Raw genomic sequence first — 20,436 nt, forward strand, 5'->3', positions numbered from 1 at the left:
CATAATGCGCACGCAGCGTTATCCTTGACACCAGAATATCAGCCGCTTCAAACTTATGCTTCGAATAGCCTTGGAAATAAAAGAAACAAGCGATGGCGCCAGCCGCTATTCACCGTATTTCCAGCACCATCGCCGTCCTTTCCGTTTCATGGGCCGGCGCATTCGTTTCGCCATGCGAATGCCCGCTCTTACGGCGCTTGCATGATCTGCTTTTTCAAGGCATCATACGTGATATTCCAATGCGATGTGTGCCACGCGACAGCCCCATTTTCAAACAAAAGCGCCTGCGGCGATTCATGTTTTACGCCAAACGTTTCAGCGATATAATTCGAAAGCGGACGTGCTTCTTGCACAAACAAATAATATGTATCCACTTCCGGATAGTCGGCAACAAACTTTTCACATTCTTGAAACGCCGCTTGGCTTATCGGACATGTTAGACTATGTTTGATAAATAAAAACCGTTCCCCATTTTTCAACACTTCTTGAAATTGTTCTATTGTCTCCAGTTTCTTCTTTCCCACTTCGATCACTCCGTTTCATTTTGTCTTTGCAGTTTTTGTTCTGCATCATCGAACGCTTCTTCCGCTTCTCTCAGCAATTTTTCGATATTTTCCGTCTCATCCGCCGCTGAAACCGAAATCGACGGCGCTTCCGCTTCAGAAGAGGCGCGCTGCGAATCTGCTTTTCCAATTGGAATAAACTTCGTTACTTCTTTCGTTTTTTCTTTCGCTACTTCTAACCATTCCGTCGCTGTTGTTTTCACTGGCTCCAATTTCCCTGATTCATTCATTTCCGCAATCCACTGTTTCCCTTTTTCGCTTGTCAACAGCAGTGTTGCCACCGCGCCGGCGATCCCGCCGACAATCGCCCCCAGCAAAAAGCCGCCATTATTTTTTGCCATCTAACATAACCTCCTTCACCTTTTTTGTCTCCTTTCCTTCCATTTTTCCCATATTTCCACAAAAGCATTTCCCCATTGCATAATTTTTACCACTTTTTCTTGGTGCGTTTCTACCTGTTTTGTCACAGATGCGGAAATTTGCTGCAGCGAACGGTTGAACGATTGAACGGTAGAGCTGACATCACTGACAGCGTGAACGAGCGAATTCAATCCTTCCACCTTTTTTTGCACACCGTCAGCAAGTGCGTTCGTTTTTTTCAACAGCTGCGTCGTTTCAGCGCCGATGCTTTGCACTTCTTTATCCATATGGTCGATGGCCGCCGTCAAACGGCGAAGCGCTTCCTGCAATGTCGTTAACGTTCTTGCAAGATAGACGACCAATATGAAAAAAGAAACGGCAATCAGCGCAATGCTGGCGTATAAGATAATTTTCACTTGGCTTCCTCCTTGCTAGTATTCCTCTTTTCAAACGTTCGACGTCTATTCGACAAATTCCTGCAAAGATGCTCGCAGAGAAACCAATACCATCGTCAGGGCGCGCTGGCACCCTAGGGACATTCCGATCATGTCCACCTAAGCGGAGCGAAAGCCGCTAAATCCAGCAATGGTGAGAAAAAACGAGCCGGCGAATCGATGCCTAGCTCGTTTTTTCTTAAGCTATACCGAACGGACCGTCCGCTCGTATGCTTCTTGAAACTTTTGAATATCTCCCGCGCCCATAAAAATTAATACCGCGTTTTCATGTTGCTTTAGCACGGATGTATCATTTTCTTGAATAAGCCGGGAATTCGGGATTTGCGCTTGCAAATCTTGAATCGATAATTTGCCGTGATGCTCGCGGGCAGAACCAAATATATCACATAAATACACTTGGTCAGCTTGCTGCAGACTTTCGGCAAACTCCCGCAAAAACGCTTGCGTCCTCGTATACGTATGCGGCTGAAAAATCGCGACAATTTCGCGTCCCGGATATTTTTGTCTCGCCGCATCAATCGTTGCGATAATTTCCCGCGGATGATGGGCATAGTCATCAATTAAAATTTGGTTGCCAAGCACTTTTTCACTAAAACGGCGTTTCACGCCTTGGAACGTTTTTAACCGTTCTTGAATAATGTGGACATCGATCTCTTCATAATGGCAAAGCGCGATAACAGCAAGCGCATTTAATACGTTATGGTCACCAAAGCGCGGAATTTCAAATGAAGCGAAAAACGTATTGCGAACAAACACGTCAAACGACGTTCCTTCTGTTGTTTTCACCACGTTGCGCGCTTGGAAATCATTATCATCGCCAAAGCCGTAAAACAGCACCGGCACTTTCGCTTTAATTTTTTGTAAATATTCATCATCTCCGCAAGCGATAATCCCTTTCTTCACTTGCAGCGCCATTTCTTGGAACGCTGAAAATACATCGTCGATATTGGCAAAATAATCCGGATGGTCAAAATCAATGTTTGTCATAATTGCATAATCTGGAAAGTAGGATAAGAAATGGCGGCGGTATTCGCATGCCTCAAACACAAAATATTTGCTTCCTTCGATTCCTTTTCCTGTTCCGTCACCAATTAAATACGATGTGGAATGCGCCCCTTGCATCACATGGGCAAGCAAACCGGTCGTCGACGTTTTTCCGTGCGACCCCGCCACTGCAATACTTGTAAATTTTTGTAAAAATTCTCCTAAAAAACGATGGTACCGTATCACCGGAACCCCTAATTCGTAAGCAGCTTGGATTTCCTCGTGCGTATCAGGAAAAGCGTTGCCCGCAATCACCGTATAACCCGGTTTAATATTCTCTTTGTTAAAGGGCAAAATGGGAATCCCTCGCTCCTCTAATGCTTTTTGTGTAAAAAAACGCTTCTCGACATCTGAACCTTGGACCGTATAGTTCATATCATGAAGAACTTGCGCCAATGCGCTCATTCCTGTTCCTTTAATGCCAACAAAATGATAAATAGTCATAACAAAGCCCTCCAACAATCGTCTATCTGTAAGACAGTATATGACGTTTATCTTGTTTTGCCATTTACTTCATTTAACGATATGTATCTCACATCTTATCATTATAACACTGTTTTCTGCGAAAAACTATGAGTGCAGCGAAAAAGAAAACTGACGGGGGATTCCCCCTATCAGTTTTCCCTGCCAGCGGCCCTTCATTTCCGATCATCCACTCTTTATTTCAACGCGGATGTTCCGTCCGCTTTCCGGTTAATGGATAATCGCCGGTAAAGCAAATAGGCATTTTGCTGACGCCGTATGATGCCATTAAACACACGCTCTATCATATCATACTATTTTCTTGCAGCTTCGCCAATTCCTCTTCCGTAATCAACACGTCCCGCGGTTTGCTGCCGCGCGCTTCCGAAACAATGCCTTGTTCTTCCATCATCTCGATTAGGCGCGCCGCGCGATTATAGCCGATGCGGAAATGGCGTTGCAAGCTTGACGTTGAAGCTCCTCCTTGCTGTACGACAAACTCGCAAGCTTCATAAAAAAGTTCATCTTCTTCGTGATTGGCGACCGTCTTTTTGGCAAAATCATCTTGCTGAAACAAATAAGAAGGCGCCATCTGCGCTTTCACATGGGCGACGACCCGCTCAATTTCTTCGTCTGATACGAAATTGCCTTGCACACGCACCGTTTTCGAGGAACCATTTTCTAAAAACAGCATGTCGCCGCGTCCAAGCAATTTTTCCGCGCCGTTAACATCGATAATTGTCCGCGAATCGACTTGCGAAGAGACAGAAAAGGCGATCCTTGTCGGGATATTCGCTTTGATAAGCCCAGTGATGACATCAACGGACGGGCGCTGTGTCGCCACAACTAAATGAATTCCGCACGCCCTTGCTTTTTGCGCGATGCGGCAAATCGCTTCTTCGACATCCGCCGGCGCTACCATCATTAAATCGGCCAGCTCATCGATGATAATAACGATATATGGAAGATGGTGTCCAAGACTGCCTTTCTGTTTTACGAGCTCATTATATCGTTGAATGTCACGGACACCTGTATGGGCGAAAAGTTCATACCGCCGCTCCATTTCTTCCACCGCCCATTTCAGCGCCCCCGTTGCCGCCTTCACATCGGTAATGACCGGGCTGACCAGATGCGGAATATCGTTATATGGAGCAAGCTCCACCATTTTCGGGTCAATCAGAAGCATTTTCACTTCATGCGGAGCAGCTTTGTATAGCAAACTGACAATCATCGCATTGATGCATACGCTTTTTCCTGATCCTGTCGCTCCAGCAATCAATCCGTGCGGCATCTTTTTTAAATCGGTGACCACTGGCATCCCCGATATATCAAGCCCAAGCGCAACCGTTAATGGAGACGGGTTATTGCGAAACGCATCACTTTCTAAAATTTCCCGGATAAATACAGGGCGGCTTTTTACGTTCGGGACTTCGATGCCGATCGTGCTTTTTCCGGGAATCGGCGCTTCAATCCGGATATCTTTTGCCGCTAAGTTCAGTTTAATATCATCCGTTAAATTCGTGATTTTGCTTACTTTGACTCCAAGGTCTGGCTGCACTTCAAACCGCGTTACCGTCGGTCCTTGTGTCGTATGGACCACTTTGGCGCCAATGTGGAAGCTGGCAAATGTCCGATTCAGCCGCGCACATTGTTCGCGAATCCATTGTTCATCGCTTTCTTGCCTTTGCTGCGGCCTTTCCAGCAGCGATAGCGGCGGGAAGGCGTATCCATTGGCCGGAGACTGCTTTTTTTCTTCCCATTTTTTTCGATCTTGTTTTAACATGATCACGTTATATGGAATGCGAGAACGTGCCGCACGGGGCGCCTGTTTGTCCGTACGATGGTCATTGGCTTCAGCCGCATCGTCCCTTGCCTCTTGCAAAATTGTTTCTTTTTCCTCTGTCTTCGCTTCATCTTGCTCGCCTTCTTCGCCTTTTGCCGAAGGGAATTCTCCATCTTTTTCTTGCACATCATCGTTAACGAACTCTTTTTCGTTCTCCTCCGACTGTTCTAGTGACACTGGCGCACGAATGCTGATTTCGTCTGTTTTTTCTTTCGGAACAGATGGCAATATCTCCGTTTCCTCTTCTCGCGAACGAGACGGCAGCTCCCATTCTACCACGGGCTCGCTTTTTTTCATTGCCCGTTTATATCCATAAACGGGCGACGGCACATCAGAAGGACGAAACGGCTTTTTTTCCAAATCATCCAAACTATTTTGCCGGCCTTCGTCCACATGCCTTGGCAAATAATCAGAATGCTCCTGACGAAATGAGGGATGGCGGCGTTCCGGCGCCGGCTCATCCGGAATAAGCGGAAAACGAAAGTTCCCTTTTGGATATTGATAGGCTATCTTGACATCCAATTGGGAAGAATGCTGCTTTTTCCGCGGCGGAACGTATTGTTCTTCCTCTTCTGTTTCCAACAAATAACGAATGAAACGTTTTAACCATTTCACCGCTAAACCGACCACACTTTCTTTTAAATTCGTTTCGGAAAAAAAGTCACTAGAATCGATCTAGTGACTATCATCGCATCACCAAGTGAACGGCTGCCCCACTTCATATTCATCGGATAATACTAAAATGCCTTTTTCTTGCGGGGCGTTTGGCAATTCCAATTCGCGCGCGGAACAAATCATTCCGTACGACGGAACACCGCGCAATTCTGCTTCTTGAATGACAAGTCCGCTCGGCATCACCGCGCCGATTTTGGCAACAACGACCTTTTGCCCCGCTTCCACATTCGGCGCGCCGCATACAATTTGCAATGTTTCTGTTCCGACGTCCACTTGGCATACGCTCAATTTATCCGCATTTGGATGTTTCTTTTTCTCTTTCACATAGCCAACTACAAATTTTGGCGAAAGATCGGCTTTAATCGTTTCGTTCCATCCGTTTTTTTGCAATATATCGTTAATCACGGAAACGAGGCTTTCGTTCAGCTCAAGCAAGCCGTTACCATCAAAATGATGATAAGCAGAAGCTTGAAAAATATTATATCCTGCCGTCTCTCCTGTTTTTTCATCAAAGATGCGGACGACATCTCCTTTTCTTTCAAACGCCCGCTGCTCTTGCGGAATCGGCTTTAATGAAACGAGCAGCACATCGCCGACTCCTTCGCGGTTATAAAATACGTTCATCTTCGCACATCCTTTCTTCTTTATTTTTTGCGATAGTTTTTTCCTAAAATAAAAATCGGCTCAAGTTCTCCATCTTCATATAAAAATGATAAAGCGGTTATCGGCACTCGTCCACTCGCAAAAAAGCTCATCGTCATTTGCGCAAGCACATCGTATCCCGCTTCATTTTGCAAATCGGCAATAATCAGCACATCTTGATGAGGCACAGCAAGCGCCATCGTTCCCGTTATTTTCTTTCTCATCTTCGCTAAAAATGGCTCGTTTAAAATGCGGCTTGCGTCATAGCCGTCATTGGTATTTACGAAATAAAACGTATTTCCCGCCACTTTGTCCTCTTTGACATTCACATCCAGCGACCGAACGTTGAAACGGGCGATTTCTTTTATTCGTTCTTCGTTCCATTGTTCTTGTTCCAACATCTTTTTGTCGATCAGCCGATACGCATTTCCCAAGTCAAGCGCATAATAAATGCGGGTTTCCGCCGTATGGTCGTCATAAAGAAGCGGAATTCCTTCTTTTGTCTCTGTCGGAAACGACGTCGAGCGGATGACCGGGTAAATATCTTTTTCTTTTCCGGAAAGCGTATGGTTTTCATGCATCGTATTAAGCGCTTGTTCCACGTAATATACAATTTCGTCAACCGCTTCGTCTTTTTGTTCATGCCATTTTGCAATGACGCCTGGAAGCGAGATCGTTACCCCTTTTTTCGTTTTTTTATCTTCAATGCGGAGCGTGTCCTTTTTTCGGTCAAATTGAAACGTCCAATCATTGCGGGCAAGCTTTTTCTTTATTTGTTCATACATTTGTTTGCTATCCATCGATGCGCCCCCTATGTTATGACAAGCCGCGGATGAACCGTTCGACTTCCTCTTTCGTTTTGCGGTCCCGGCTGACAAACCGGCCTAACTCTTTGCCGTTATCATAAGCAATAAAGCTTGGAATGCCAAAAACATTTTCTTGCTGGCATACTTCAAGCAATTGGTCGCGATCAACGTAATAAAACTCATACTCGGTAAAAGTCTGCTCGATTTCCGGCAAAAATGGCCGAATAAACCGGCAGTCTGGGCACCAATCAGCGGAAAAAACGAATATCGCTTTTTTGGTGTTTTTTATTTCCTCATATTGTGCCGCTGTTTCAATCGATTTCATCCATAAAAACTCCTTTCCGTGTCTTTTTTATAATATCGCGAATCAGCGATTTTGACAAAAAAATTCATACTGCCCTGCTAACAACTGAACAATATGGCAAAACATGCCAGATCGATCAACATAGCCGTTTGTAAAAACGCCGATCGCCCCTTCATGACGGCGGATGTTTCTTTTTCCTGTATATTGCGCCATGACGTCGCCAAGCTCCCTGCCAGAACGGATTTCGCCCGCCACTTCCAAAGGAAGCGGAATGCGCGCCCCGCCGGCGGTAATCACGGTGCCGTCACGGTCGACAAGCGCCCCCCAATTACAAAGCCATAATTCCCCGTCTATCTCCATCACGCCGCCTTCCAAGCCGATGCCAATGTCCGCATTTTCTTTTGTTAACGCATGTTTCGCCCGATTCATTGCCCCTTGGCGCGTTTCACGGTCGGAAAGCGGCTGGGCGGAAACATCAGATGGCACGTCCGTTGGCACAAGCGCATACTGTTCCGAAGAAAAAACCGATTTTACTGCCATAATTTTCGCTGGATTGGTTGTACCGATGGCAATTCTTTTCATCGCTTCTCACTCCTTTTTACGGAAAAAGAGAAGCCTTGTCAACCAAGACTTCTCACAGTGCTTAACTATTTTGCTTAATGGCATCGACGGTTGCTTTATCGCACCGCTTGACAAGCTCAATAAGCAGCTGCTTTGCTGCCGCATAATCATCGACATGAATGATCGACGCATGTGTATGAATATACCGGGAGCAAATGCCGATCACCGCAGACGGCACCCCGCTGTTGGCGATATGTACTCTTCCAGCATCCGTTCCTCCGCCCGGCGAAACGAAAAATTGATATGGGATGCCATGCGTTTCCGCTGTATCTAATACAAATTCACGCATGCCGCGATGGGTCACCATCGAACGGTCATAAATGCGGACAAGCGCCCCTTTTCCAAGATGGCCGAATTCTTTCGCGTCTCCGGTCATATCATTCGCCGGGCTGGCATCCAGCGCGAAAAAGATATCCGGCTGAATCATCGTTGCGGCGGTTTGCGCCCCGCGCAATCCGACCTCTTCCTGGACAGTTGCTCCCGAATATAACACGTTTGGCAGTTTCTCCTCTTTCAACTCTTTCAACAATTCAATGGCCAGCCCGCATCCGTAACGATTGTCCCACGCTTTCGCTAAAATCTTTTTCGGATTGGCCATCGGCGTAAACGGGCAAACCGGCACAATTTGTTGCCCCGGCTTAATCCCCATCTTTTTCGCGTCTTCGCGGTCATCGGCACCTACGTCAATCAGCATGTTTTTGATCTCCATCGGTTTGTTCCGCTGCTCCTCGCTCAATAAATGCGGCGGAACCGAACTGATAACGCCAATGACTGGACCGTGATCGGTAATAATTTGCACGCGCTGCGCTAGCAATACTTGGTTCCACCAGCCGCCGAGCGGTTGAAAACGAATCATGCCGTTATCGGTAATAGCAGTGACCATAAAGCCGACTTCGTCCATGTGCCCCGCGACCATCACAATTGGGCCGCTTTCATCGCCGCGCTTGACGCCAAAAATGCTGCCAAGCCGGTCTTGCACCACTTCATCAGCGTATTTTTCCAGCTCTTTGCGCATAAACTTCCGCACTGCATGTTCATTGCCCGGCGCCCCTGGCAATTCGGTCAATGTCCGGAACAGTTGAAGCGTTTCTACATTCATCGTCCTTGGCTCCTTTTTTCTTATCATTTCTATTGTAGCGAACAAGCGAATCTTTTTCCACTTTTCTTACATACATGGACGAAATGAGATATACTAAACGATAGATAAAAAACAGCGGAGGTTTCATTGAATGAATTGGAAAAAATTTATCATTGGCGCAATCACCGGCTTTGCCGCCGCTTATGCCGTCTCAACGCAGCTCAAACAGAGAATGATTTCTGCAGAAAAAGCACTTTCGCTGGCAAAAGATGCCTTGCAGCGCCATGGAGCAGTCAGCGGTTCATGGATTCAAGCAAATCCGGAAACATATGAAAAAGACAATGTCATCTACACAGTGTACAAAGGTGGCGTTTGCCGCGACAATCAACAATACGAGTTTGTCATCGACGCTTATACAGGAACCATCATCGACACGAATCCGCTTTAAAACATCGCACAGATGCCCCAGCTTAATTATGAGGCATCCCGCAACGTTTTCCGGTGATTCAAAAATCACCGGACTGCGGGTGGATTTGGCGCAAATGGCCCTTTACTCATCTTGGACTCGCTTAATATGGGCAATGATATTTCCGTGTTCATCCCATTTAAGCGCCCGATAATGCGCGTCGTGATAAAACGTAAACCATGCCTGTTTTTCAATCGCATACGGAATCCATTTTTGTTTTTCGGAAATCGATGTCATTGGATAATCATCGTATGCCATCACCCATAATACATTTTGATGGGCGTGCGTTGCCAGCAGATCGGCCATATGAATCGCCATTTCTCCGCCCGACTCCATAATAATGATCGAATGCCCGTTGCTATGCCCTCCTGTATGTACCATTTTGACACCGCTTGCAATTTCTTTCTCTTTTTCAAACGGAACGACCTGTTCGGCAATCGGCTCCCAATTTTCTTTCCAATACGTATTGCGTGAGCGGATGTTCGGCTGCCTCATCTCATCCCATTCGATTTGTGATGTTATAATTTGCGCGCGCGGAAAAGCCGAAACGAGCCGACCTCCTTCCCATTTTGTCAAACCGCAAGCATGGTCAAAGTGCATATGTGTCATTAAAATGATATCAATATCGTCCGCCGTCAGTCCAAGCTGCTCGAGCGACTGTTCCAGCTTTGCTTCCTCCGTTACGCCGAAATTCCGCTTTTGTTTATCCGATAATTTGCCGTTGCCAATCCCTGATTCAATCAAAATATTTTTTCCATCCACTTGTACGAGAATTGGATCGGTGCGCAATTGGATTTGATTGTTGTCGTTAGGCGGATATTTTTTCGACCATAGCGGCTTTGGCACTACCCCAAACATCGCTCCGCCGTCTAAATGGGTCACCCCTCCGTTTAACCATGTCATTTTGATTTTTCCGATTTGCAATTGTTCCATTTCCTATCACCTCATTAATTAGTGTACCATTTCAGGAATATTTCGAAAACAAAAAAAACAGGCCGCCTCTTTTCCTAAGAAGCAGCCTTTTGGTTTATGAATGGCGCTGTTTTGGCGGATATTTTACTTCACAGCGGTAAATGCGGTTCCCTTTTGCCGAAAACTTTTCTTCGTATTCTGTCATAATATTTCCTTCAAAATCGCTATTGTGCAAATCCAAACTTACGTATGTCAGCACTAACCCGTATTGCGAAAAACTGACAAGCGAATATTCGAAAAAACCTTGGTTATCGGTTTTAAAATGGATTTCCCCTTCATCCACCAACACTTTCTCATACAGCTCCAGAAATGAGCGATATGTCAACCGCCGTTTTTCATGGCGTTTTTTCGGCCACGGGTCGGAGAAATTTAAATAAATGCGCTCGATTTCGCCCTCCGCAAAAAAGTTCGGCAAATCTTTCGCATTCACATTTAGTAAACGTAAATTCGGCAATTCGTTTGCAATAAGTTTATCAAGCGCGGAGACAAGCACGCTCGGGTACAGTTCAATGCCAATATAGTTAATGTTCGGATTTGCCTTTGCCATTTCTGTTATAAATTTTCCTTTTCCGGTGCCGATTTCGATATGAATCGGATGATCATTGCCGAACAGCTCATTCCATCTTCCTTTATATTCCTCCGGATGTGGAATAACGTATTGCGGATATGCAGCAATTTTTTCTTTTGCCCATGGTTTATTACGCAGACGCATACGGACACCTCTGTTTTTTTGTTCATCGTTGTCAACGATATCATGAATAAGCATCATCGCGCAAGATGATTCGATCCAACCGGGCATAAATTTTTATCTCCATAAAAAAACACAGCCGTGCGCACGACTGCGAAAAACGGTGATAAAAACACACATACAAGCGCATATTAAAAATGCACCGCATACTTTTGCAAAGGATGGTGGTCCTTATTGCCACTAAACCATGAGCATCAAATCACCATATTAAAAGATATTTTATCGGAACACGAAGCGGACTGCTGCGGCACTGTGTCCGAATGTGAACAAATTGAGCGGCTTGTAAAATCATTGATGGGAAACGACCAAGTGCATCCACAAGTAAAAAGCGTGCTTCCGGACATTTACGCATACGGACAAAACGGAAAGTACAGCGCTGACTTAAACTCCCATATTTTGTCCCATCAGCAACAATTATCGGAGTGGGTCAATCAGCTTACGTAGGAAATGCAACGATTGTTGCATTTCCTTTTCCGCTTTTTTTTTGTTTTGCCATATAAGCAAATAAAGTGTTTGCGCTATCGCATACCATTTCATGCGGAAGCGTAAATCGTCGGTTAACTCAAGACCGTAAAGCTCCAGCCAATCTTCCCATTTTTCTTCCGGAATATACGTGTAAAGCAGCATGCCAATATCGATCGCCGGGTCAGCGATCATCGCACCGTCCCAATCAATCAAGTACAATTTTCCGTCTTCAGCAAGCAGCCAATTGTTGTGATTAATATCACAGTGACAGACGACGTACTCATCGCATTGCAGTGAAGACATATGCCGCTCAAGCCAATCAAGCGCCTGCTTTACCAACGGTTCTTCCAACGGCTGGCGGGAAAATTGCCCTTTTAGCTTTTCCACCATCATCTCTGGCAATAATGGCGTTTTTCCTAACCGTTTCAGCATCATCACTAAGTCTTTGGAACGATGAATTTTTCGCAATAAGCTTGCCACTTGTTCACTTCCCATATCTTGCGGCTTCAATTCTCTTCCGTTCAGCCATTGTTGTGCGGTAAACACATCGCCGTTTTCCAACCGTTTCGTCCAAATCAGCTTCGGGACGATGCCTTCCGCGGACAAAACCGCCAAAAATGGCGAAGAATTCCGTTTTAAAAATAACTTCCGCCCTTCATATTCCGCAAAATAAGCATCGCCAGTCGCACCGCCAGCAGGAGTTATGTCCCATTCCTTTCCTAGTAACTGTTCCAAAGCATGTTCACCTTCGACTTATAAAAAATAAGAGACAGCGATCACCTGATTCCGTATTTTCAGACAATAGCTGTCTTACTAGATTTTATATGGAATAGCTTTTTTTCGTCAATTCGCACTTTCGTGTCTGCAAACGTTGCTCCTTTATCCGTTCATTGTTACTTGTATTATAATGGAATACCGTCCCCTCTTGCAAATGTTTTATGCATTTTGTAAAAAATAGGAAAATGGTCGCTTACGTTTGTTTAACAAGCACCCATGTCCCAATTTCATCCACGATGATGTTGTTATGAACGGAAAACAACGGAACCGTTCCGCTGCGCTCTCCGTCGCAAATGACATGCCATTCTTCGCCGTCAGGCAGAAAAACGGATTGTGCCTCCTCTTGGTTATGGTGAATGACAATAATGTCACGCCAAGGCCCGTACTGCTGCACACCGCGAAGATGGTACGCGATGACCGATGCTGGCGCCGGTTCAAGGAAAAAAAGATGGCTGTTTATCTCTGCTTCGGTAGTAAACCGGAAAGCTCGGTGGGACTTTCGGAGCCGGATCAACCCTTGGACATAGCGGATATCGCTTTCATGCTCGCTTTTCCGCTTCCAATCGATTTGGTTGATCGCATCGGGAGCGTTATAGCTATTGTCTATTCCTTGTTTTGTCCGGTAAAATTCCTGCCCGCTATGCAGAAACGGAATTCCTTGGGAAAGCAACACGATCGCCGTCGCTAATTTTTGCCGCTTTTTTCTTGTTTGTTCGCTTTCATGGCCGTTAGCGATTTTCAGCTTATCCCAAAACGTATGGTTATCGTGCGATTCGACATAATTAACCGTTTGGATCGGATCAAGGAACCGCCCTTGTCTGTTGCGAACGCTTCCGCTAATCGCTATTTTCACTTTTTCGCGATCATCGGAATCGCCAAGCGCGAACCCCCGGTCAAGCGGCTGAAACGTGCTCCCCTTGACACTGTCGCGGAAATAATCATTAAAATAGGCAATGCGCGGCAGTTTTTCCGCGTTTTGCATCGTCGCTTTCCGTTCAGGCGGAAGCGGTGTCGGCAAATCCCATCCTTCACCGAACACAAGAATGGACGGGTCGATCGCATCCACGATTTCGCGAACTGCTTTCATTGTGTCAATATCCAAAATTCCCATTAAGTCAAAGCGAAAGCCATCGACATGATATTCTTCCACCCAAAAGCGGACCGAATCCAAAATCCATTTCCTCACCATTTTCCGCTCAGAAGCGATGTCGTTTCCGACCCCGGTGCCATTAGCCGGATTGCCGTATGCATCATAGCGGAAATAATATCCGGGAACAATTTTCTCAAATGAAGATTGTTCGCGGATATAAATATGGTTGTAGACAGCATCCATAATGACGCGAATGCCATGCGCTTGCAGTGTATGAATCGCACGCTTTAATTCGCGGATGCGGCTATACGGATCATGTGGGTTTGTCGCATAACTTCCTTCCGGAGCATTGTAATGAAGCGGATTGTATCCCCAATTATACTGTTGTGATGGATCGCGCTCATCCACCCCGCCAAAATCATGAAACGGAAGCAGTTCAACATGTGTCACGCCAAGCTCCTTTAAATAAGAGAGCCCTGTTGTTGTATGATTCGGCCCCTTTGTTTCCGGCTCGGTTAACCCTAAATATTTTCCTTTATGCGTAATCCCGCTTTCCGGGTGAATCGTAAAATCACGGATATGCATTTCATAAATAATCGCATCAGCTGGTGATAGAAGCGGAGGAAGGAGCGGCTTTTCCGCTCGCGTCTTCGCCAAATCGATCACGACCCCATGCTCCCCGTTGACAGAAACGGCCGTCGCGTACGGATCAACGGCTTCGCGCCACACATCGTTAACACATACAGCATACATGTAATGCATCCCTTCGAGATCGCCGGATACCGTTGCCGTCCATACGCCCTTTTCCAATCTCTCTAACGGCACATGCTTTTCTGTTTCCGTTTCCGGATTGATCAGCCTTACTTTCACTTCTGTCGCCGTCGGCGCCCACACTTTGAAAACCGTTTTCTCCGGCGTATACGCGGCTCCTAAATCACCATCATAAAAAAATAAGTCATCAAATTGCGGTGTCCGCACAACCGCTCCGATTTGCAAAGCAGCGGAGGCGCCTTGATGATCATAAATCACATAACGTTTTCCAAATTCTATCGGCATATTCATGATGCACTCGTATTTCATGATTGTCCCTAAATCCCATTCACGTTCCACCTGCAAAGAATGGCGCTCTCCATGCGGCGTTTCCAACGTAAATATCGGCGTTTTTCCGGCGCAATACAGCTTTGGCACTAATATCGTCACACTATTCATCGCGTCTAAATATGCCGCAAACTCTTGATGCGCGTCAAGCAATTCAGGCCACCCCCTTTTTGTTGATAGAATCTTAGGAATTTGTATAACAGAAACCAGCAATTCCGGTGATCCAATCCAAGTTTGCTGAACGGATAATTAGGACGTGATTCTTTTATTATATATTAGCGTGCTATATCATATGCAAAACATAAGAAATACGGTGCAATAGCGCTGATGGACGTTATCGTATTGCAGCCGCAACAAAAAAAGGTGTAAATTAGCTTTACACCTTTTCCTCGTCCGTATTCCAGTCTGTCCGTATATCATAGTGGCTGGAGCAATGGCGCAACAGGCAAGAGGCCGCTTTTAATTGCGCATGCTTTAACGGAATGGCCAATTTCCGCAATGAAGAAAACCATTGTTCATAATTCCGCTTGTCGATAACATGGACATCGCTAAAAGCGGAACGGCGATAGTCAATATAGCCGTAACGATTGATCACCGCTTTTTTAATAGGAAAATCCACATTGTATTGCTTATATATGTCTGCCACGATTTTTCCCATCCGTTGCAACGCAATGGACGGATTAACCATTTTCTTTTCTTCGCCATTGATTATTTCCGCCCAAAAGCGGTCCGAGGATGCAATGATAATATTATCTTTCGCACCTTCCGCAAACGTAATGCACCATGTTGTCGTCGGGCTTAACAAAATGACATCTAATTCGACTGGAGCGTTTTTTACTAAAAATACCGGCTTATATAAACATAAATACGTATCAGGAAAACGTTGTAAAAAATACTTCAACTTTTCCTCATAATAAAACTTCTTATCCACTGCAGATTCATACCATATCGTGGAGCTCGCCCATTTTAATTGCAGCTGAAATATATTTTCTAAAAATAAAATTTTTAATTCATCGATATTTTTGGCCTCCGTTACGATTGGCGGCAGGCCTTCTTCCCCATCGATCGAACGGTTTGTTTGTGCTTCGGTTGTTTCTTCCTCCTGCGGCGAAGAACGTTTGAACCATTTTTTCATTTTCTCAAACAATGACGGCTCTTCCACCAGCCACTCCCATGTTTCATCAAGCTGAGGAAGGGCATCATTGCGTTTATTGCTTTCCCATTGCTCCTTCGTTTGTTCCCATTGTCTTTTCTTTAAGCGAATAAATTCGCTTGTGTAGCGATACACGTCCGTTTCGTATCTTGAAATATAATCTTGAAGCTTTATTAATTGGCCCACACCTGCAACACTTCCTCCAATCAGACATTATCTTTGGAAAGCGGAAATAGAGCAAGCGCCTCATACTTCGGCGTCCGATCTAAATGGGTTTGATATAACACGATCTGGCCGACGGGGAACGTCGCGCTTACTCTTGGTTTCATTTGCAGATCCCTCAACTGAAACCCTTCATTTCCTTGCCATTTGCGCGCAATCGTAATGTGCGGAGTAAACGGCCGCTTTTCTAGCGAAAATCCGATCGCGGTACAAGCGGCATACACATCGCGTTGCAATGCAAATAGTTTTTCTTCCTTTTCCACTCCTTGCCATAAAATGCGCGGGGCTGTTCGATTGCCAAACATTTGTATTTCTGATAACGATAAGGCAAATGGAGCATGGCGTTTTGCCACTTGCCTTATCATTTGGCATAATTCCTCTATTTTTGCCGGCGGAACATATCCTAAAAACGCCAATGTTATATGATAATCTTGTTGATGCACCCATGTGCGGAACGGAAACGCAGCAGCGATTCCTTCTTTCCAATCTGCTATTTGTTTTTTTACTTCATCAGCGATAGGAACGGCAATAAAATAATGCGTTTTTTTCATGCTTTTTCACCTTTTCTGAAAGGGAATTTTTTGGCATTGCACAAACTGATTCCGATAAGTGAAAGCATTCCAACAAAAGTGCAAATGCTGAAAAATAAATATACATCCCCAATATGGCCGCGGTCAAGCATATATCCGCCAATAAACGTGCAAAACCAAACCCCTAATCCGTTTCCGACCGCGGAATAAAGCGACACTGCCGTCGCCCTTACCTGCTTTGGCGCTATATCACGCACATATTGCAGCGCCGCAGGAATAACCAAGCCAACGGAAAGGCCTTGGACAACTGCCGTAATGTACACGAAAAAAAGCGGCGGCTCAAAAAAGTAAAATAACCAGCGCGCGCAGGACACAGCAGAAGCGAACATTAAAAGCGGAACCATCCCAAACCGATGAATAAGCTGATCAGCCATTTTCATGAACGGGGCTTCGCTTCCCGCCGCCAGCAAAAACGCTATCCCTATTCCCGTCAGCGTGCCGCCAAGCTGCTTAATAAATATCCCAAAATAAAAGTTATTCGCTAAAATAGGGCCAAAAATAAGAAATGTAGCAATCAGCAATAATACAAATTGCGGAATTTGAAACAGCTGCGCCATGCCCTGCAGCGTTTCTGACTTCATCGGCTGGCTTTCCTTTGGAAGCCGCCAAGCGAGCAATCCAGATAACATTAGCATAGACGAAAACAAGTAAAAAATGGCAACAAGCGCAAAGCGGTCTGATAACCATCCGCCGACCAGCACGGCAACAGCGAAACCGATCGATCCCCATAAACGAATCGATCCATACTTTTTGCCGTTCTTTTGCACGTAATGAAGCGCAATGCTATCGGAAATCGGCACGATCGCGCTTTGCGCCGAGGCAAGCAAAATAGCCATGACAACAAGCCAGCGGTACTCGTCAACAAATGAATACAGCAATCCTATCAACGAAGTGGCAAACAGCGCAATGGTCAATACGAGAACCGGTTTGCGCGTGTAATCTGTAATCATTCCCCAGATCGGCTGCACAAAAATCGTCGTAACCGGACTGATGGACATAATCATTCCGATCTCCGCCCCCGAAAGGCCGGCAACTTCTTGTAAATATACAGATAAAAGCGGAAGCAATGTGCCGAATGCAAAAAATACAAAGAAATAAAACAGCGGAAATGCCGTTTTTCCTGTCGATTCTCCTTGTTTTAACGTCGCCTCCATGTCTGATACCGCATCCTTTCATAAAAAGCACCGCTCTTAAACAGAGCGGCATCCATCGTTCTTCTTTATCGTAACATATGTTTGAAAATTTTTCATTTGGCTAATTCGTAAATAGCTTGGGCATAAATCGCTGTTGCTTTCAGCAGATCATCAATAATAATATATTCATCCTTTTGATGCGCTACGTCCGGCCGTCCCGGAAACAGCGGCCCAAACGCTACTCCCGCTTTCAGCGAACGGGCGTACGTGCCGCCGCCGATGGAAAGCAAAGAAGCGGGCTCTCCCGTCTGTTCTTCGTACACGCGCTGAAGCGTCCGCACAAGCACATGATGTTTATCGACATAATGCGGCTTCAAACCGCCAAAGCGTTCCAGCACAAAGCCGTGCTGTGCGGCGATGCGCTCCAGCTTCCCTTTCATTTGTTCTATATCTGTTGTTACCGGATAGCGTATGTTAATGCCGATCTTGCCGCCCGATTGTTCATGATATGACAATATTCCGACATTCACCGTTAAATCGCCGGTAATCTCATCGCTATAAGCGATTCCTAACGCTTTTCCGCGAGAATCGGAAAAGAAATGGTCCGTCACAAAGCGGATAAACGATTGTGCTTGCGCATCTTGTGAAAGATCCGCCAGCCATTTCGCCAGCCATAAACCAGCATTTTTCCCGTTTTCCGGCTCCATCGCATGTGCAGAAATTCCTTCCAATTGAAGCGTAACAGCATTTCCGTTCACAACAACATTTCCGTTCATGTTCGTGTCATGAAGAAATTGGCGGTACTGCCGCGCGATTTCTTGTTGCCGGTCTGAATGGACGAGCAGTACTGCTTCAGCAAAATCAGGAACCATATTATAACGGCGGCCCGCCTGAAACGACTGCAGGCGAATCTCGCTGTCTCCGCTCGTTTCCGTCCGTTCCATGCGCAAATCGATATCGGCAATTCCTTTTTCCGCATAAATAATCGGAAAATCTGCATCTGGAGCAAACCCCATCGTCGGCATTTCTTCATGTTGGAAATAATGCTCGACACAGCGCCATTCGCTCTCTTCGTCGGTTCCAATAATCATGCGCACCCGCTTTGACAGCGGCAAGCCAAGCTCTTTCACAATTTTCATCGCGTAAAACGCCGCCATTGTCGGTCCTTTATCATCGATTGCGCCGCGGGCGTATATTTTCCCGTCGCGGATTTCCGCAGCAAACGGATCGCTTGACCAGCCATCTCCCGGCGGAACAACATCAACATGGCATAATACGCCGATTAACTCATCCCCTTGTCCGATTTCAAGATGTCCCGCAAATCCATCGACGTTTTTTACCGCAAATCCTTCTTCTTGCCCGCGTTGCAGCAAAAAACGCAGCGCTTCGTACACTCCTCTGCCAAACGGCGCTTCTTCTGTAGCATCTTCTTCATTGAGGACGCTCGGAATGCGCAATAACGCCTGCGTATCTCGAATCAGTTCTTCTTTCCGTTTCAATACTTCTTCCAGCCAATTGATGTTCACCGCAATTCTCCCTTTCTTTTTCCATTTTCTCTCGTTGTCACCGTAACATAAGCGCATCCATAAAGTCAAAGTTTTCTTTTTTTACGGGCATGTTACTATTGTATTAAAAAATATTGAAATATTTTGTTAATCTCAGCAAATCGGTAGCATTTTCCCACCTTTTTCGTGTAAAATAGAATAAAAACAACAAGATATAATCTCTCATCTTGGAAGTAGCGATGTTGTGCCATGCGAATTATGTAACGATAGGGAGTGGTCTTTTGAAACCTTCGACACATCGTATGCTAACACGAATTAAATCCGTCTACTTGTACATTAGCGAAAAGGGAACGGTGACGACACAAGAGCTTGTGGATGAGTTCGGCACCACCCCAAGAACGATACAGCGCGATTTAAACGTGTTAGCGTATAACGACCTAGTTCGCAGCCCGAGCAAGGGCAAATGGACGACAACCAATAAGAAGGTGCGGATATCTTCTTAATTGGTTCTAAGAAGAGAGAAAAGGTGAGAGGTTATATGCAAAAATGAATGAGCCTCAACATACCCAAAAGCGAATACACATTCCATTTTGGATAGAAAAAGGAACCTGAAAAAGGTTCCATTTTTTTGCCGCTTTTAAAGGCGGAATTGTTTTAACATCTTCACTTCTTTCTCGGTCAATTCCCGGTATTCGCCGACCTCCAGCGATGGATCAAGCGCAAGCGGCCCCATTTGAATCCGTTTTAAATAGACAACTCGTTTCCCCAGCGCCCGGAACATCCGCTTTATTTGGTGAAATTTTCCTTCCGTAATCGTCACTTCCACATCTGAACGAAGTCCCGATTTTAAAATAACAAGTTCCGCCGGCTTTGTTTTATATCCGTCGTCCAAAACAATGCCATGGCGGAATGACTCGATATCCTCTTCCGTCACCTCTCCATCGATGACAGCAAAATACGTTTTCGGCACATGCTTTTTCGGGGAAAGAAGCTGATGGGCTAATTGGCCATCATTCGTCAACAATAAAAGCCCTTCAGTGTCTTTATCCAATCGGCCGACAGGAAAAGGAGCAAACACGCGGTCTTCCTCTTCGAGCAGATCAATCACCGTTTCTTCCGCCATATCTTCCGTCGCCGAAATCACTCCCGGCGGCTTGTTCATCATTAAATAAATAAACTCTTTATATTCGACTTCCTCCCCCCGCACCGTCACCACTTGCTCGCTCGGGTTTACTTGCGTTTTCGGGTCTTTAACGATCATACCGTCAATTTTTACAACACCGGATTTTAGCAATTTCTTTACTTCTTTCCTTGTGCCAAAGCCCATGTTGGCAAGCATTTTATCGATGCGCAGCCCCATATGT

Annotated in this window: 22 protein-coding genes; 3 read left to right on the forward strand and 19 right to left on the reverse strand. The window is 45.6% G+C overall.

Features of this window, described 5'->3' with window-relative positions; all coding sequences use genetic code 11:
* Nucleotides 1-188 precede the first annotated feature (188 nt).
* The 10 genes from ytxJ to AOT13_RS18445 form a co-directional block, all read right to left on the reverse strand.
* A complete protein-coding gene (gene ytxJ, locus AOT13_RS18400; protein ID WP_042384432.1) occupies nucleotides 189-524 on the reverse strand; it encodes a bacillithiol system redox-active protein YtxJ in 336 nt (111 codons plus the stop codon).
* A 5-nt stretch (nucleotides 525-529) separates the two neighbouring features.
* Complete coding sequence (locus AOT13_RS18405) at nucleotides 530-904, reverse strand: YtxH domain-containing protein (protein WP_003248585.1); 375 nt, start codon at nucleotides 902-904, stop codon at nucleotides 530-532.
* A 15-nt stretch (nucleotides 905-919) separates the two neighbouring features.
* On the reverse strand, nucleotides 920-1,339 hold the full coding sequence (locus AOT13_RS18410; protein ID WP_003248583.1) for a DUF948 domain-containing protein: 420 nt from the start codon (nucleotides 1,337-1,339) through the stop codon (nucleotides 920-922).
* Nucleotides 1,340-1,561: 222 nt separating this feature from the next.
* Complete coding sequence (gene murC, locus AOT13_RS18415) at nucleotides 1,562-2,866, reverse strand: UDP-N-acetylmuramate--L-alanine ligase (RefSeq protein WP_003248581.1); 1,305 nt, start codon at nucleotides 2,864-2,866, stop codon at nucleotides 1,562-1,564.
* A gap of 322 nt (nucleotides 2,867-3,188) precedes the next feature.
* Nucleotides 3,189-5,342, reverse strand: coding sequence for a DNA translocase FtsK (locus AOT13_RS18420; RefSeq protein WP_232511545.1), 2,154 nt, complete (start codon nucleotides 5,340-5,342; stop codon nucleotides 3,189-3,191).
* 78 nt (nucleotides 5,343-5,420) lie between these two features.
* Nucleotides 5,421-6,026: a YtpR family tRNA-binding protein gene (gene ytpR / locus AOT13_RS18425; RefSeq protein ID WP_003248577.1), complete on the reverse strand. Its 606-nt coding sequence runs from the start codon at nucleotides 6,024-6,026 to the stop codon at nucleotides 5,421-5,423.
* Nucleotides 6,027-6,046: 20 nt separating this feature from the next.
* Nucleotides 6,047-6,844 carry a DUF1444 domain-containing protein gene (locus AOT13_RS18430; protein ID WP_013876439.1) on the reverse strand — a complete coding sequence of 266 codons (798 nt, stop codon included), beginning with the start codon at nucleotides 6,842-6,844 and terminating at the stop codon, nucleotides 6,047-6,049.
* 16 nt (nucleotides 6,845-6,860) lie between these two features.
* On the reverse strand, nucleotides 6,861-7,175 hold the full coding sequence (locus AOT13_RS18435) for a thioredoxin family protein (RefSeq protein WP_003248572.1): 315 nt from the start codon (nucleotides 7,173-7,175) through the stop codon (nucleotides 6,861-6,863).
* A gap of 42 nt (nucleotides 7,176-7,217) precedes the next feature.
* A complete protein-coding gene (locus AOT13_RS18440) occupies nucleotides 7,218-7,736 on the reverse strand; it encodes a DUF84 family protein (RefSeq protein ID WP_003248570.1) in 519 nt (172 codons plus the stop codon).
* A gap of 61 nt (nucleotides 7,737-7,797) precedes the next feature.
* Complete coding sequence (locus tag AOT13_RS18445) at nucleotides 7,798-8,874, reverse strand: M42 family metallopeptidase (RefSeq protein WP_013876438.1); 1,077 nt, start codon at nucleotides 8,872-8,874, stop codon at nucleotides 7,798-7,800.
* Nucleotides 8,875-9,004: 130 nt separating this feature from the next.
* Here AOT13_RS18445 and AOT13_RS18450 point away from each other — a divergent pair, with 130 nt between their 5' ends.
* Nucleotides 9,005-9,301 carry a PepSY domain-containing protein gene (locus AOT13_RS18450; RefSeq protein WP_013876437.1) on the forward strand — a complete coding sequence of 99 codons (297 nt, stop codon included), beginning with the start codon at nucleotides 9,005-9,007 and terminating at the stop codon, nucleotides 9,299-9,301.
* A 102-nt stretch (nucleotides 9,302-9,403) separates the two neighbouring features.
* Here the strand turns inward: AOT13_RS18450 and AOT13_RS18455 are convergent, their stop codons facing one another.
* Together AOT13_RS18455 and trmB are read right to left on the reverse strand one after the other, a co-directional pair.
* The gene (locus tag AOT13_RS18455) at nucleotides 9,404-10,252 is read right to left on the reverse strand and encodes a YtnP family quorum-quenching lactonase (RefSeq protein ID WP_013876436.1); all 849 of its coding nucleotides are present in this window, start codon (nucleotides 10,250-10,252) and stop codon (nucleotides 9,404-9,406) included.
* 94 nt (nucleotides 10,253-10,346) lie between these two features.
* Entirely contained in the window at nucleotides 10,347-11,003 is a 657-nt protein-coding gene (gene trmB, locus AOT13_RS18460) for a tRNA (guanosine(46)-N7)-methyltransferase TrmB (RefSeq protein ID WP_035502656.1), read from the reverse strand.
* Between the two features lie 210 nt (nucleotides 11,004-11,213).
* Here trmB and AOT13_RS18465 point away from each other — a divergent pair, with 210 nt between their 5' ends.
* Complete coding sequence (locus AOT13_RS18465) at nucleotides 11,214-11,483, forward strand: YtzH-like family protein (protein WP_013876435.1); 270 nt, start codon at nucleotides 11,214-11,216, stop codon at nucleotides 11,481-11,483.
* On the opposite strand, the gene AOT13_RS18470 is transcribed toward AOT13_RS18465, so the two are convergent.
* From AOT13_RS18470 to pepV, 6 genes are all read right to left on the reverse strand, one after another.
* Nucleotides 11,454-12,239 (reverse strand): phosphotransferase family protein, encoded by a 786-nt coding sequence (locus AOT13_RS18470; protein ID WP_003248560.1) that lies wholly within the window; start codon nucleotides 12,237-12,239, stop codon nucleotides 11,454-11,456. The two genes, AOT13_RS18465 and AOT13_RS18470, sit on opposite strands and share 30 nt — an antisense overlap.
* 235 nt (nucleotides 12,240-12,474) lie before the next feature.
* Nucleotides 12,475-14,622: a type I pullulanase gene (gene pulA, locus AOT13_RS18475; protein ID WP_042384426.1), complete on the reverse strand. Its 2,148-nt coding sequence runs from the start codon at nucleotides 14,620-14,622 to the stop codon at nucleotides 12,475-12,477.
* Nucleotides 14,623-14,845: 223 nt separating this feature from the next.
* Nucleotides 14,846-15,808, reverse strand: a complete 963-nt coding sequence (locus AOT13_RS18480; protein WP_042384423.1) for an NERD domain-containing protein — start codon at nucleotides 15,806-15,808, stop codon at nucleotides 14,846-14,848.
* Nucleotides 15,809-15,828: 20 nt separating this feature from the next.
* Nucleotides 15,829-16,395 (reverse strand): RNA 2',3'-cyclic phosphodiesterase, encoded by a 567-nt coding sequence (gene thpR / locus AOT13_RS18485; protein WP_003248554.1) that lies wholly within the window; start codon nucleotides 16,393-16,395, stop codon nucleotides 15,829-15,831.
* Nucleotides 16,392-17,588, reverse strand: coding sequence for an MFS transporter (locus AOT13_RS18490; protein WP_013400219.1), 1,197 nt, complete (start codon nucleotides 17,586-17,588; stop codon nucleotides 16,392-16,394). The genes thpR and AOT13_RS18490 overlap by 4 nt, the downstream gene beginning before the upstream one ends.
* Nucleotides 17,589-17,680: 92 nt before the next feature.
* The gene (gene pepV / locus AOT13_RS18495) at nucleotides 17,681-19,093 is read right to left on the reverse strand and encodes a dipeptidase PepV (protein WP_003248551.1); all 1,413 of its coding nucleotides are present in this window, start codon (nucleotides 19,091-19,093) and stop codon (nucleotides 17,681-17,683) included.
* Nucleotides 19,094-19,353: 260 nt separating this feature from the next.
* Here pepV and AOT13_RS19765 point away from each other — a divergent pair, with 260 nt between their 5' ends.
* Nucleotides 19,354-19,575, forward strand: a complete 222-nt coding sequence (locus tag AOT13_RS19765; protein WP_071880423.1) for a DeoR family transcriptional regulator — start codon at nucleotides 19,354-19,356, stop codon at nucleotides 19,573-19,575.
* A 134-nt stretch (nucleotides 19,576-19,709) separates the two neighbouring features.
* Here AOT13_RS19765 and AOT13_RS18500 read toward each other — a convergent pair whose 3' ends face one another.
* A complete protein-coding gene (locus AOT13_RS18500; RefSeq protein WP_042384419.1) occupies nucleotides 19,710-20,432 on the reverse strand; it encodes a pseudouridine synthase in 723 nt (240 codons plus the stop codon).
* Nucleotides 20,433-20,436: the final 4 nt, after the last annotated feature.

The organism is Parageobacillus thermoglucosidasius, assembly GCF_001295365.1.
GTDB lineage: Bacteria > Bacillota > Bacilli > Bacillales > Anoxybacillaceae > Parageobacillus > Parageobacillus thermoglucosidasius.

Excerpts from the sequence above, each read along its gene's own strand:
- AOT13_RS18405 (WP_003248585.1), bottom strand. The coding sequence starts at position 904 with ATGGCAAAAAATAATGGCGGCTTTTTGCTGGGGGCGATTGTCGGCGGG.
- murC (WP_003248581.1), bottom strand. The coding sequence starts at position 2,866 with ATGACTATTTATCATTTTGTTGGCATTAAAGGAACAGGAATGAGCGCA.
- ytpR (WP_003248577.1), bottom strand. The coding sequence starts at position 6,026 with ATGAACGTATTTTATAACCGCGAAGGAGTCGGCGATGTGCTGCTCGTT.
- AOT13_RS18430 (WP_013876439.1), bottom strand. The coding sequence starts at position 6,844 with ATGGATAGCAAACAAATGTATGAACAAATAAAGAAAAAGCTTGCCCGC.
- AOT13_RS18435 (WP_003248572.1), bottom strand. The coding sequence starts at position 7,175 with ATGAAATCGATTGAAACAGCGGCACAATATGAGGAAATAAAAAACACC.
- AOT13_RS18440 (WP_003248570.1), bottom strand. The coding sequence starts at position 7,736 with ATGAAAAGAATTGCCATCGGTACAACCAATCCAGCGAAAATTATGGCA.
- AOT13_RS18445 (WP_013876438.1), bottom strand. The coding sequence starts at position 8,874 with ATGAATGTAGAAACGCTTCAACTGTTCCGGACATTGACCGAATTGCCA.
- AOT13_RS18450 (WP_013876437.1), top strand. The coding sequence starts at position 9,005 with ATGAATTGGAAAAAATTTATCATTGGCGCAATCACCGGCTTTGCCGCC.
- AOT13_RS18455 (WP_013876436.1), bottom strand. The coding sequence starts at position 10,252 with ATGGAACAATTGCAAATCGGAAAAATCAAAATGACATGGTTAAACGGA.
- trmB (WP_035502656.1), bottom strand. The coding sequence starts at position 11,003 with ATGCGTCTGCGTAATAAACCATGGGCAAAAGAAAAAATTGCTGCATAT.
- thpR (WP_003248554.1), bottom strand. The coding sequence starts at position 16,395 with ATGAAAAAAACGCATTATTTTATTGCCGTTCCTATCGCTGATGAAGTA.
- AOT13_RS18490 (WP_013400219.1), bottom strand. The coding sequence starts at position 17,588 with ATGGAGGCGACGTTAAAACAAGGAGAATCGACAGGAAAAACGGCATTT.
- AOT13_RS18500 (WP_042384419.1), bottom strand. The coding sequence starts at position 20,432 with ATGGGGCTGCGCATCGATAAAATGCTTGCCAACATGGGCTTTGGCACA.